Raw genomic sequence first — 12478 nt, 5'->3', positions numbered from 1 at the left:
GGTAGGTATGTCTTCTGAGAAAAATCCTTCACAACATAAGTCTGAATTTCGTGAAGATAAAGCGGGGCCACAAGGAACACTGGTCTTCGATTCGAGTCAAGTAGAAAGGATGATCAAAGAGGAAATTCAAAAGCTGGAAGATGATGGAACTAAGGTTCCTGCACTGCTTGCAACCACAAAGCCACACGCTGGCCAAGCATTTTTACTGGAATATGGTAAGAATGTCATCGGACGGGGTAAGGGTAACAGCGTGACTCTTTATGACCCTGCGGCGTCCTCAACTCATGCCCAGATTACCTTCTCTGAAGGGCAGTGGCGTATCTTAAATTTGTTGTCTTCTAACGGCACTATTGTCAATGGTGAGAAAGTTTCTGAGCGTATTTTATCGTTTGGTGATAGGATTCAGATTGGTCACACTGAGTTTTTATTTACACTGGTGGACAGCAGTGAAGCTCAGCCACAGGAAGAAAAAGAAGAAATGAACTGGATGTTGATTGGTTCATTAGGTGTGGCAGCATTGATTCTGTTGGGAGTTCTTGCCTGGTTATTCCTTTAATTCTCAATGTCTCAGGATAACGAACTGCGCATTGGGCGCTATAAACTTGTCAAAGAAATTGGCCGTGGAGCTATGTCTGTGGTGTATCAGGCAGAAGATCCGGAGATCGGCCGTTCACTCGCGATAAAACTCTTAAAACACGAACTGGTGGAAAAAGAGGAATATCGCGAGCTTTTCTTGCGTGAAGCCAAAGCAGCAGGGCGACTGGGTCATCCGGGTATTGTCACTATCTATGATGTAGGTATTTGGCAAGAACGGCCATTTATTGCCATGGAGCTGTTAGAAGGAGAAAACCTTGATGATTACCTTCAGCAAAATGGCACCTTGAGCTTGGAGCAGGCAGCGGATCTTGCGAAGCAGCTAACTCTAGCGCTCGATTATGCGCATCAAAACGGAGTTATTCACCGCGATCTAAAGCCGGATAACATTTTGGTTCTTGATGGTGGTCGTCGTTTTAAAATTACCGATTTCGGTATCGCCCACGTAGAGCATCTCTTTCTTGAAGATGAAGGCGGTAAAACCAATGAAAAAATCATGGGTACACCAGCCTACATGTCGCCTGAACAGATTACCGGCCATGGTGTTGATTTTAAAACCGACCTTTATTCGCTAGGAGTAATTCTGTACCAGGTGACTAAAGGCGAACTACCTTTCCAGGCACCGAATTACGCAGCAATGATGCAGGCTGTCCTGCACATGAATCCTCAGCCGATTAATATCGTGTCTGAACAGGGGTTCATGTGGCAGAGTATTATTTTCCGGCTTCTACAGAAAAATCCTGATCATCGCTATGATTCCAGTGATGAGCTCCTGATAGAAATCGAAACTCTGGCTAAAGAGCTGACACAGAATAAGGAAGGCTTAGCTGGTATTCGTTTTGTTTCCATGCGTGCAAGGTGGGCAATTAGTTTATCAGCGGTGGTTTTGGTGGTAATGATTCTGGGGATGGTCTGGGTTTACAACAAGCAGAATCAGCTTATGAACCAACTAGTTTTCGACTACGGAAACTCAATGGTGCAGATTATTTCTTCAGAAACTGCAGAGTTATTGTTGCTTGATGAAGATGTTGCACTACAGGCGATAACGGTTGATATTGCCGATAACTCGCAGATTCAGCATTTGTCGATAAGAAATGGTCAGGATATTGTTCAAAGCAGCAGTCAGCCGGATCAGATTAATAAGCCATTTGAACTACCGAAGGCAAGTGAATTACAGCAGCAAAATAACGATGCGAAAATTTATTCGAATTTAACCGATTATAATCAGGAAGTTGTGTTATTTGATTCTCCAATTACTTATCAAGACAAGCAGATTGGTCATGCCTTTATCGCGATCAGTCGTAGTAATCTAAAAAGCGCTACTCAATCATCCTTGTTAGCAATGGTTATCTGGATGTTCTTGATAATGCTAGCTGTATTTTCAGGAGTTTATTGGCTGGCAAATCGATTTATTCAAAGGGTGAACCAGACGCGTCATGTTATTCGAGAGCTAAGAAATCATGGGCAGGCGGACATTCTTAAAGTAGATACTCATGATGAGGTTGGTCGTCTACAACAGGAAGTAAATGATCTTTCTCAAAAGTTGGCTGGTTTGACGCAAACTCAGTATATCAGTACAAACCCAGATCCAAGTCTATTGGAAACCATAACCGACATGGATAAGACGCTTATTATCTCTCAGGATGAGGCAGAGACTCCCGAAGAGAAGTAATTCAAGAGTCACGGATAATATTTATGTTCTTACAAACAAAAAAGGCTATCTTAAGATAGCCTTTTTGTGACTGAGTTTGCTAGAAATTTTAGTTAGCAACGCTTTAGAATGATTCGAGCTTTTCCTTAAGTGCTTTTACTCGATCTTTGTAAACCAGAGCCAGGTCATCGGAAGGATTAATGGCCAGTACACGGTCCCAGTAAACTAGAGCATCATCTAACTTTTGATTACGGTAAAGCCTGAGTGCCTGCTGGTGATAATGCTCGCTAACTTTATTGCGCGCTCCTGTAAATAGAGCATTGGACTCAAGTTCGGTTCCTGAAACCTGCCAGGCGCTTAATAAAATATTGTAAGACTTATCGAACTCCTGGCTATCGGCCAACTGTTTAGCTTCAACTAGATCCTGCTCTACATTTAACGCTGCCAGATTGGATTGCAGGATTTGCTGACTCGATTCTGATAGGCGCTCATCATCGATTAACAATTGTAGTAACTCCTCAGCTTCTCCTACAGAACCTTGTTGACGCAACTGTCTCACTTGATTTTGCGCTGCAATGATCAGTTTTTCCTGCAATTGATTATTATCTGCTAAATCTTCTTGCGCTCGGGCATACTCTATTGCCTCATAATAGCGTTGCTCAGAAAGCAGAGTGTCTATTTCTGAAGTTGATACAGTTGGCTGTTCTGTCGATTGCTCTTTTTGGTTCCGCACTTGCTGATTGCTTCTGGGTTTTACCAGAATTAACCCCTTGCTAGGGAGCTGGAGTTGTTGACCAACATAGATCGGAGCTTGTGGTTCAATGTTATTTAGCTCTGCTATTTCCAGGTATCTCTGTGCGTTACCCAACATTTTTTTTGCGATAGAGCCCAGGGTATCTCCTGAACGGACAGTATACTGAATCGTGTCTGATTGGACTGATTTGCCGGAGATATAGGAGCGAGTGCCATCGCTGACATCAATAATTTCGACTGGTTCTTCGCTTCGGTCTTCGACAAATGAACAACCGGATAGCGCTAACGCTAGAAATAGTGTGCTGTAAGCTTTCAAGAGATAGTACCTTTTCCTTAAAATGGCAGTGCTAATGTTGATATTATAAAGCCTTATAAATCAAGACCCTACCGGATAAATTGGATTATAACAAACGGTTTCTCATGACAGTGTGGTTTAGACCACACTTGGCAAGAACATCACTTTACACTGTTTCGAACTGAGTATGTATAGCAAATATCTGAGGCTAATGACGCTTCATGATCCGTTCTTTAGCCTTATTCCACTCCCGTTCTTTTTCTGTTGCCCGTTTGTCATGCATTTTTTTACCTTTAGCCAGACCAATTTCTAATTTTACCCGGTGTTGTTTCCAGTACATGGCCAGGGCAACGACGGTGTAACCCTGTTGCTCAACACCGCGGAAGAGCTGAGCTATCTCGCGGTTATGTAAAAGCAGTTTTCGAGTGCGGGTCGGATCGGCTACTACGTGGGTTGAAGCTGAAATCAGTGGGGTGATATGGCAACCAAATAGAAAGGCCTCCCCATCTTTGAGCAACACGTAACTCTCGGCTAGGTTTACCTTGCCTGCACGTATGCTTTTAACTTCCCAGCCCTGTAATACAAGACCTGCTTCGAAAGTTTCTTCTATAAAGTAGTCATGACGTGCGCGCTTGTTGAGCGCAATGGTATTGCCTGACGGCTTACCTTTTTTCTTAGCCAAGGTATTTCCTGTTTGGAATTATTGCAAAGTTAGACCGCAATTATAGGTGCCTGAGTGCTATTGCTCAATAGTTGGTATTTAAGGCGTCTGCAGTGTTACAATTGCGGCACTTTAAAACCTGAATAACTAGCTTTTTGCAATGAAAATCATTCGGCGACAAGCGCTTTTACCTTTTTCGGCAAAACAGATGTTCGACTTAGTGGATGATATAGAGAAATACCCTGAGTTTTTGCCTGGTTGCAACAATGCTAAGGTTCTTGAAAGAACCGAGGACACGGTTACGGCCACTTTATCTGTTGCAAAAGGTGGTTTCGCAAAAGAATTTACCACTCGCAACACTAATCAGCCTTATGAAAACATTGCAATGGAGCTGGTCATGGGACCTTTTAAACATTTAACGGGCCAGTGGACGTTCGATGCACTAAGTGAATCAGCCTGCAAGATAGAGCTAGTCGTAAAGTTTGAGTTTTCCAACCCACTGACAAACCTTGCTTTTGGGGCCGTTTTTAACCAGATGGCGGAGTCATTTGTGGACGCCTTCTCAAAAAGGGCGAGACAGGTGTACGCCTGATGAGTGTTCAGGACAAAATTAAAGTAGAAGTCTGCTATGCTTTACCGGAAAAGCAGACCTTGCTTTCGCTTGAGGTCAATTCTGGCGATACAATTGAAAGTATTATTCAGCAGTCTGGTATTTTGGAGCTGTACCCCGAAATTGATCTTGCAGAGAATAAGGTTGGGATTTTCAGTAAGCTTGCTAAACTGACGGACACATTGCATGCTGGTGACAGAATTGAGATTTATCGTCCTTTAATTGGCGATCCAAAAGAAGTCAGAAAGCAGAGAGCGCAGAAAAATAAAACATAAATGTTCCAAGACTTAAGTCAATAAGGAAGACGATCCGTTGTTACGTTATCTTTACACATTCTTATACATATTGGCGGCACCATTACTGTGTGTGCGCTGGGTTTATAAAAGCTTTAAACCACCGCAATACCGAGAGCCTCTTAGGGAGCGTTTTGGGATCGTCAGTAAAGAATCAAATGAGAGCATCTGGTTTCATGCTGTGTCCATGGGAGAATCTAACGCTGCAATTGCAATTATAAAGCGCTTATTAGCCAAGTCTCCTGACTTAAATATTATTGTCACCACTACGACCCCAACCGGAGCTAAACAAATTCATAATGGGCTGGGTGACAAAGTTAAACATCATTATTCGCCCTGTGATTTGCCCGGCACCATAAAACGCTTTATCCATCGTGCGCGACCTAAGTTATTGGTAATCATGGAAACTGAGCTTTGGCCAAATTGGCTGCATCATTTAAAATCCAGCAAAATACCGGTAATCCTGGCCAATGGACGTCTTTCGGAGCGATCTGCTCAGAAATATCAAAAAATTTCTTCGCTTTCCAAAGAAATGATGGGTGCATTCGTTAAGGTCTTAGCCGTAAACAATCAAGATGCCGAAAGATTTCAGAGGATCGGTCTAACTAGTGATAAGTCGATTGTTACTGGCAATATTAAATTTGATATCGATATCCCACAGTTTAGCGACCATGAATATTATCCAGTATGGAAGGGTAGACCAGTATGGATTGCAGCCAGTACGCATAAGGGAGAAGATGAGTTGGTTCTTAAAGCACACCAGCTTGTTTGCGAACAAGTGCCGGATGCACGTTTGATTCTGGTACCTCGTCATCCTGAGCGATTTGAATCGGTAGCACGATTAATTTCAGACACAGGACTTAGTATGGCACGCCGTTCACAGCCTGATAGTTGGGGTGAAAATGCTCAAGTATTGCTAGGTGATACCATGGGTGAAATGATGAAAGCATTTAATATTTCAGATATTACCTGGGTTGGCGGAAGCTTTGCCGAAGTCGGAGGACATAACCCGATTGAGCCAGCGGTTCTTGCAAAGCCTGTACTCACCGGCCCTTACATATTCAACTTTAATGAAATCTTCGGCGATCTAATTGCTGCTGGTGGAGCTCAGATGGTTCAAAATGAGGTTGAGCTTGCAGATAGGATTGTAAAACTTATGCAAACTCGAGATACAGCTCATGACATGGGCCAAAAAGCTTTACAGGTGATTGAGAGAAACCGTGGGGCTTTAGATAAAACAGTCAGTGTCATTGAACAATATCTTTGAGTTCAAATATCAATAACACTGACAGTAGAGTTCTGGTTAAAACTTCTCCAGAAGACTGTTCACTGCTTCAATGTCTTTTTCAGTTAAGGTACCGGCAGCAGCTTTTAACTGTAGACTGCTAATCAGGTAGTCATACTTGGCTCTTATCATGTTGCGCTGTGCAGAATATGCGCTACGAGTGGCGATCAATACATCCACAATATTACGCGTACCTGCCTGATAGCCTTCCTGAGTAGACTCTAAAGAGTTGATGCTCGATTCGTAAGCTCTTTTATTTGCTTCAAAGGATTTGATAGCAGTTTGAAGGTTGGTATAGGCCATACGCGCATTTTTTTGAACTTGTCTATCACTTTGATCCAGTTCATGAGTACTTCTCAAGTAGTTCTGTTTGGCCTGTTCTGTTTGAGCTGAAGTTCTGAAACCTGAAAATAATGGAATTGTGACAGTGATTCCTGCCTGATAGCCATCCTGCATGTTCAAAGTATTCTGGTCGATATTCTGAATGGGGAAGAATCGATCAGTTTCAGTTTCCTGATCAGAGTAGGTAACGTTAAGATCTGCAGTAGGGTAGTGTCCACTTTTATTGCGCTTAACTTCTTCGCGAGCTACCCTCACGTCAAATTGTTTAGCTTTGAGACTTAGATTGGCTTCACGCGCTGCACGCATCCAATCATCAATATTTGCTGGAGTTGGTGGTGTTAAAGTTACTTCGTTTCCTGCAGCTTCAAGTTCGGAATAGTACTGACCAGTGATTTCTCGAAGCGCCTCTACGGCGTTGGTGTATTCATTTTCAGCAACCAATTCGCTGACCTGTGCTTGGTCAAAGTTGGCCTGAGCATCAAGGAAGTCTGTAGCTGTTGAAAGCCCTGACTCGAATTGTTCACGAGTTAAGTCAAGTTGCTTTTGTAGGGCTTCTTTCTCCGAACGTGTGGCTTCTAGTATTTCTTTACGACTGAGTGTCTGAAAATAGGCCTGAGCAGTTCGTGTCATTAAATCCTGCAAGCTTGCTGCATGGCTTAACTCTGCAGCGCGAACTCGTAATTCAGACTGCTCCAGAGCTACCCAGCGGCTCCAGTCAAATAGTGATTGACTTAATTGAACTCGATAAGTCGTTGAGTCAACTTCGTTGCTAAAGGGATCGGAAGGGCTACCATCCAGGCCTTGTCCTGAGTAGTCATAGTCGCTCATACCTTTTGTCGCAGAGGCGCTGACTTGAGGCAGCAAACTGGATCGACTTATGCGAACATCTTGCTCAGTCGCTCTTAAATTAGCTTCACTAATTTTATACTGTGGGTCATTTTTTAATGCATCTTGGTAGACATCTACAAGGTCTGTGTTTGCCTGAGAGGAAAATCCACTCAAAGAAAGAACTGCAAGTGTGACTAGTTTAATCGTTGTTGTTGGTTTCATACCATATTCCAAAGTGGTTATTTCTAAGCGTGTATTCTTACAGTGGCTATAGAGCTCTAAAATTCAAATTGTTCAGCGCGTTTTGCGTTGATTAAGTAAGGCAAAACGGTTTCATATAAAACTTCTTCATGCCATTCATCATCACCTGTACGAGTAATTAGCTTGGCTTTCATTGCTGGTTCTTGGCCAACAATACAGAACAGGCGGCCACCAATCGGCAAATGACGTTTGTAGGCTTTAGGAAGTTTATAAAAGCTACCTGTGATTGCGATTACATCGTAAGGTTTGTAGTGAGGCCAGCCAGACGCCGCATCTCCTTCTTCAAACTCAATGTTATCGAGACCTAATTGCTGAGTTCGCTCTTTTGCCTGCTCAATAAATTCGCCGATGATATCGACGCTATATACTTTGTATGCCAGCTGAGCCATCAATGCAGTGCAGTATCCAGTTCCGGTGCCAATTTCCAGTACAACATCGCTCGGCTGAATACGAAGAGCCTGCAACATGCGGGCCTCTTCGCGAGGAGGCATCATGCACTGGCTATGCCCAATTGGGATCTGTGTATCAGCGTAAGCCAGTGATCGGTATTCATCTGGTACAAATCTGTCACGGGGCAGTCCCGAAATCAGATCCAGTAATTGATTATCCAGCACATTCCATGGGCGGATTTGCTGTTCAACCATGTTATGACGAGCCTGTTCCAAATCAAGCAATGGCTGTTCCATGGATACCTCTCTTGGTTGGCTAAAGCATAGTAATTATTGGTATTTCAAACAATACAGTAAGTGTAACAGATTATGAAGTGTTAACATCCAGCAAGGCCTGTGGCACGATAGGTTGGATTATTTATTAGCGCTTAACTTTAAAGCCGCTTCTAAAGGTTATAGTTAAGCAGGGATAACGTGAATAAAAGGTGACTCTTTGAAGAAGCAATTTGGAACTGATGATGTGGAAATTATCAGTCATGAACCCTTATATGAAGGTTTTTTTAAAATGGAAAAATATCGCTACCGACATAAGCAATATCAAGGTGGTTGGAGTCCTGTTGTAGAACGTGAAATCTTCGAGAGAGGCAATGCCGTCGGAGTTTTACTTTATGATCCCAGGCTGGATAGATTTGTGATGATAGAGCAATGTCGACCAGGTGCACTCAAAGATAAGCACTCACCTTGGCTGCTGGAAATTATCGCAGGGATGGTTGAAGAAGGAGAATATCCTCATGAGGTCGCATACCGTGAAGCACTAGAGGAGTCACATTGCAAGGTTTATAAGCTTATAGAGATGCTTGGTTATTGGGTAAGTCCAGGTGGCACCACTGAATACATCGATCTGTTTCTTGGTTTGGTTGATAGCTCAAACTTGGTAGAATATGCCGGTTTGGATGATGAGCATGAAGATATCAAGGTGTTAGCGCTCTCACGACATGAAATGTTGCAACTTTTGGCGAATGGCGGTATTAGTAATGCTATGGCATTGATTGCCTTCCAATGGTTTTTATTGAATGAGCAGCAACTGGATCTTGCTGGAAAGCAGTAGCACGGATAGTTTTATATAGATGGGTAATTATGCCTACAGCAAGAAAGTATATTCCAGATTTGAAAGAGTTTATGGCTCTGTGCGCCAGCAATTATCTGAAGTTGAATAAACTGATAGGTAGTGCGGGTAAATCACTGAGCCATGAATCTGATGCCATTTTGTTGAGTGTCGACAAACAGCCAGATATTGTTATTACCCTTGAGCAGTTGAGCCGTTATACCGTTACCTATCGTCTGCGTCAGTACTGTGATAGTAAGGCTCCCTACGCATCAGCCATTAATCGTGAGTTTCTGGTTCGTGTATATCATGATGCGCAGATGGCGGAAGTGCTGTCTGGGCTTAATGAGGGAATGCTGCCACCTGTTTATCAATACCCCAATTCTGAAATGAAGCAGCCGGATGAAAAGCTCCAGTTGAACCGTTTCTTGGGTGAATGGCTTAACTTTTGTCTACAATTTGGTCAATCTCACACTGCGAATACGACCCACTTAGCGTTTTTGCAATAGCTTATAAGCGATAATAACACTAACAAAATAGGAGATTGATTTGACTTACGACTGCAAACGCCTATTTATTGGGCGACCTGAAATGACTGTCTTACACCTTTCAGATCCGCATTTGTTCGCTGATGGAAAGGGTAGCCTGCTGGGCGTTAATACACAGGAAAGTTTTTGCGCGGTACTGGATGATGTGCGTGCAAAAGGCGTCGATCCTGATGTTATTATAGTCACAGGGGATATTTCGCAGGACTATTCAAAAGCCTCCTATCAATTCTTTGCTGAACAGATGGCTCAATTCGGTAAACCGGTTTTCACACTTGCCGGAAATCACGATGAAGTAGAGCATCTTTCCAGCCACCTTTCGAAAGCTCCGCTGTTTCCCCATAAGCAGATTTTGACCGAGCACTGGCAAATCCTGATGGTGACCAGCCATATTGAAGGCGAGGTTCATGGTCGAGTGAGCAAAACGGAGCTAGACTGGTTACAGAGATGCCTTGAAGAGAATTCTGATCTGCCAACCATGCTTTACATGCATCACCATCCTGTTCCAGTAGGTTGCGATTGGCTAGATGAAATCGGAATCATTAATCAGGATGAGGTATTGGAGCTTATTACCCAATACCCTCAGGTTAAACTGTGTGGCTTTGGTCATGTGCATCAGTTTTCGGAACACAAAATTGACAATACCCTTTATTGTTCCGTGCCATCGACCTGCGTTCAGTTCAAACGACACTCTGCTGATTTTGCCGCCAGCTCAGAAACACCTGGTTACGCGGTTTACCAATGTCAGGCGGACGGCTCTATAAAGAAGCATAATTATCGAGTTGATCACTATTTGCCCAAGGTGAATTTTGCCATTTCTGGCTATTAATCAGTGCCTTAAAGAGCTCTCTAGAAAAGCGCACGAATCTGTCAATAATTTTACTTGCACTTGCTGATCGGCCTTTATAGGATAAGAGCCGAATAACAAGATATTGAGTCATTTTGGCTCTCCTAACACAAAATCAATAATTTACTTATGGCGAATAACCAATATACAGCTGAATCCATTGAGGTTCTCAGCGGTCTTGATCCAGTTAAAAAACGTCCCGGTATGTATACCGATACCAGTCGTCCGAATCACCTTGGACAAGAGGTGATCGATAACAGTGTGGACGAGGCATTAGCCGGGCACGCAAAAACAATTAAAGTAACATTACACAAAGATGGAGCCCTCGAAGTAGAAGACGATGGGCGTGGTATGCCAGTAGACATTCACCCCGAAGAAGGTATACCAGGTGTCGAGCTTATCATGAGTAAGTTGCATGCCGGGGGTAAATTCTCCAATAAAAACTACCAGTTTTCAGGTGGCTTACACGGCGTTGGTATTTCGGTGGTTAACGCCTTATCCAAGCGTGTTGAAGTCACCGTAAAGCGCGACGGTAATCAGTACTTCATGGCTTTTGAAGACGGCTTCAAGGTTAAGGATCTCGAAGTCGTTGGTGAAGTCGGTAAGCGCAATACCGGAACCAGTGTTAAGTTCTGGCCCGATGGTCAATATTTCGATAGCGAAAAGTTCTCTGTTTCACGTCTTAAACACCTGCTCAAAGCTAAAGCAATCTTGTGCCCTGGTCTCAAAGTAGTTTTTGACAATAAGGCTGCGGGTGAGCAGGACGAATGGTTATATGAAGATGGCCTCACTGCTTACCTTCTTGAGCAAGCAGGTGGTTTTGAAAAGTTGCCTGATGAGCCATTTACCGGTTCTCTTCAGGGTGAGGCAGAAGCCGTTGATTGGGCGTTCATGTGGCTTCCCGAGGGTGGTGAGTGTCTAGCTGAAAGCTATGTAAACCTGATTCCTACTCCACAGGGCGGTACCCACGTTAACGGATTGCGAAATGGCCTGTTGGAAGCCATGCGTGAGTTCTGCGAGTTCAGAAATTTATTACCGCGGGGCGTCAAGCTCAGCGCGGAAGATGTGTGGGATAGAATCAGCTATGTGCTGTCGGTAAAGCTTGATGACCCTCAATTCTCAGGCCAGACAAAAGAGCGTCTGTCGTCACGTCAATGTGCGACTTTTGTTGCTGGTGTAGTAAAAGATGCCTTCAGCCTTTGGCTGAATCAGAACCCAGTTATTGGTGATGCGCTTGCTGAGCGAGCCATCAGCAATGCGCATAAACGAATGCGCGCCAGTAAAAAAGTGGTTCGAAAGAAAGTGACGCAGGGTCCTGCATTGCCGGGCAAACTGGCAGACTGTGCGGGTACTGACTCAATGAGTAGTGAATTGTTCCTTGTTGAGGGTGATTCTGCAGGTGGCTCAGCCAAGCAGGCTCGTGATAAAGAATATCAAGCGATCATGCCTTTGCGCGGAAAAATCCTGAATACCTGGGAGGTTGATTCCAATCAGATTCTGGCCTCACAGGAAGTGCATGACATTTCAGTCGCTATTGGCCTTGACCCAAATTCGGATGACTTAAGCAAACTGCGTTACGGCAAAATCTGTATTCTGGCGGATGCGGATTCGGATGGTTTGCATATCGCAACCCTTTTGTGCGCTTTGTTCGTTCGTCACTTCAGACCGCTGGTCCGTGCCGGCCATGTGTTTGTGGCGATGCCACCTCTATATCGTATTGATGTGGGTAAAGAAGTATTTTACGCACTCGATGAAGACGAAAAGCAGGGCCTGCTGGATCGCATTAAAGCCGAGAACAAGCGTGGCAAAATTCAGGTGCAGCGCTTTAAAGGTCTAGGTGAAATGAACCCTAAACAGTTACGTGAAACCACTATGGCTCGCGAAACTCGCCGACTGGTGCAGCTGACGCTTGATGGCGAAGGGCAGGCTGAGCAGATTATGGATATGTTGTTGTCGAAGAAAAGAGCATCTGATCGTAAAGACTGGTTAGAGCAGAAAGGCAATAAAGCAGAAATTTAA

13 protein-coding genes are annotated in these 12478 nt (G+C 43.9%); 9 read left to right on the top strand and 4 right to left on the bottom strand.

The features are described from left to right. Positions 1-7 precede the first annotated feature (7 nt). Both CW740_RS09490 and CW740_RS09485 read left to right on the top strand, forming a co-directional pair. The gene (locus CW740_RS09490; RefSeq protein WP_106647271.1) at positions 8-556 is read left to right on the top strand and encodes an FHA domain-containing protein; all 549 of its coding nucleotides are present in this window, start codon (positions 8-10) and stop codon (positions 554-556) included. A gap of 6 nt (positions 557-562) precedes the next feature. After that, positions 563-2266 carry a serine/threonine-protein kinase gene (locus tag CW740_RS09485; protein WP_106647270.1) on the top strand — a complete coding sequence of 568 codons (1704 nt, stop codon included), beginning with the start codon at positions 563-565 and terminating at the stop codon, positions 2264-2266. A gap of 103 nt (positions 2267-2369) precedes the next feature. Here CW740_RS09485 and CW740_RS09480 read toward each other — a convergent pair whose 3' ends face one another. Together CW740_RS09480 and smpB are read right to left on the bottom strand one after the other, a co-directional pair. Further along, a complete protein-coding gene (locus CW740_RS09480; RefSeq protein WP_106647269.1) occupies positions 2370-3314 on the bottom strand; it encodes a LysM peptidoglycan-binding domain-containing protein in 945 nt (314 codons plus the stop codon). 187 nt (positions 3315-3501) lie between these two features. Continuing rightward, positions 3502-3975 carry an SsrA-binding protein SmpB gene (gene smpB / locus CW740_RS09475; RefSeq protein WP_018624237.1) on the bottom strand — a complete coding sequence of 158 codons (474 nt, stop codon included), beginning with the start codon at positions 3973-3975 and terminating at the stop codon, positions 3502-3504. Positions 3976-4114: 139 nt separating this feature from the next. On the opposite strand from smpB, the gene CW740_RS09470 reads away from it, so the two are divergent. From CW740_RS09470 to waaA, 3 genes are read left to right on the top strand one after another with little or no spacing between them, the layout of a single operon-like run. Further along, the gene (locus CW740_RS09470; protein ID WP_106647268.1) at positions 4115-4546 is read left to right on the top strand and encodes a type II toxin-antitoxin system RatA family toxin; all 432 of its coding nucleotides are present in this window, start codon (positions 4115-4117) and stop codon (positions 4544-4546) included. Beyond that, positions 4546-4839, top strand: a complete 294-nt coding sequence (locus CW740_RS09465; RefSeq protein WP_106647267.1) for an RnfH family protein — start codon at positions 4546-4548, stop codon at positions 4837-4839. The genes CW740_RS09470 and CW740_RS09465 overlap by 1 nt, the downstream gene beginning before the upstream one ends. Before the next feature lie 37 nt (positions 4840-4876). Next, positions 4877-6124, top strand: coding sequence for a lipid IV(A) 3-deoxy-D-manno-octulosonic acid transferase (gene waaA, locus CW740_RS09460; RefSeq protein ID WP_106647266.1), 1248 nt, complete (start codon positions 4877-4879; stop codon positions 6122-6124). A gap of 36 nt (positions 6125-6160) precedes the next feature. Here the strand turns inward: waaA and CW740_RS09455 are convergent, their stop codons facing one another. Together CW740_RS09455 and CW740_RS09450 are read right to left on the bottom strand one after the other, a co-directional pair. Continuing rightward, entirely contained in the window at positions 6161-7534 is a 1374-nt protein-coding gene (locus CW740_RS09455; protein ID WP_106647265.1) for a TolC family outer membrane protein, read from the bottom strand. A gap of 56 nt (positions 7535-7590) precedes the next feature. After that, positions 7591-8259 carry a protein-L-isoaspartate O-methyltransferase family protein gene (locus tag CW740_RS09450; RefSeq protein ID WP_106647264.1) on the bottom strand — a complete coding sequence of 223 codons (669 nt, stop codon included), beginning with the start codon at positions 8257-8259 and terminating at the stop codon, positions 7591-7593. A gap of 196 nt (positions 8260-8455) precedes the next feature. On the opposite strand from CW740_RS09450, the gene CW740_RS09445 reads away from it, so the two are divergent. The 4 genes from CW740_RS09445 to parE all read left to right on the top strand — a co-directional run bounded on the left by CW740_RS09445 (position 8456) and on the right by parE (position 12478). After that, entirely contained in the window at positions 8456-9070 is a 615-nt protein-coding gene (locus CW740_RS09445; protein WP_106647263.1) for an NUDIX domain-containing protein, read from the top strand. 29 nt (positions 9071-9099) lie between these two features. Further along, positions 9100-9576: a DUF1249 domain-containing protein gene (locus tag CW740_RS09440; protein WP_106647262.1), complete on the top strand. Its 477-nt coding sequence runs from the start codon at positions 9100-9102 to the stop codon at positions 9574-9576. A gap of 82 nt (positions 9577-9658) precedes the next feature. Beyond that, the gene (cpdA, locus tag CW740_RS09435; protein WP_227523841.1) at positions 9659-10441 is read left to right on the top strand and encodes a 3',5'-cyclic-AMP phosphodiesterase; all 783 of its coding nucleotides are present in this window, start codon (positions 9659-9661) and stop codon (positions 10439-10441) included. A gap of 147 nt (positions 10442-10588) precedes the next feature. Further along, complete coding sequence (parE, locus tag CW740_RS09430) at positions 10589-12478, top strand: DNA topoisomerase IV subunit B (protein WP_106647260.1); 1890 nt, start codon at positions 10589-10591, stop codon at positions 12476-12478.

Source organism: Kangiella profundi (assembly GCF_002838765.1).
Classification (GTDB): Bacteria; Pseudomonadota; Gammaproteobacteria; order Enterobacterales; family Kangiellaceae; genus Kangiella; species Kangiella profundi.
Note: the sequence above shows the minus strand (reverse complement) of the source record. Positions and strands in the feature narration are given on the sequence as shown.

Bases quoted from the DNA above. Each gene is read 5' to 3' on its own strand.
- CW740_RS09490 (WP_106647271.1), top strand. From the start codon at position 8: ATGTCTTCTGAGAAAAATCCTTCACAACATAAGTCTGAATTTCGTGAA.
- CW740_RS09485 (WP_106647270.1), top strand. From the start codon at position 563: ATGTCTCAGGATAACGAACTGCGCATTGGGCGCTATAAACTTGTCAAA.
- CW740_RS09470 (WP_106647268.1), top strand. From the start codon at position 4,115: ATGAAAATCATTCGGCGACAAGCGCTTTTACCTTTTTCGGCAAAACAG.
- CW740_RS09465 (WP_106647267.1), top strand. From the start codon at position 4,546: ATGAGTGTTCAGGACAAAATTAAAGTAGAAGTCTGCTATGCTTTACCG.
- CW740_RS09455 (WP_106647265.1), bottom strand. From the start codon at position 7,534: ATGAAACCAACAACAACGATTAAACTAGTCACACTTGCAGTTCTTTCT.
- CW740_RS09450 (WP_106647264.1), bottom strand. From the start codon at position 8,259: ATGGAACAGCCATTGCTTGATTTGGAACAGGCTCGTCATAACATGGTT.
- CW740_RS09440 (WP_106647262.1), top strand. From the start codon at position 9,100: ATGCCTACAGCAAGAAAGTATATTCCAGATTTGAAAGAGTTTATGGCT.
- cpdA (WP_227523841.1), top strand. From the start codon at position 9,659: ATGACTGTCTTACACCTTTCAGATCCGCATTTGTTCGCTGATGGAAAG.
- parE (WP_106647260.1), top strand. From the start codon at position 10,589: ATGGCGAATAACCAATATACAGCTGAATCCATTGAGGTTCTCAGCGGT.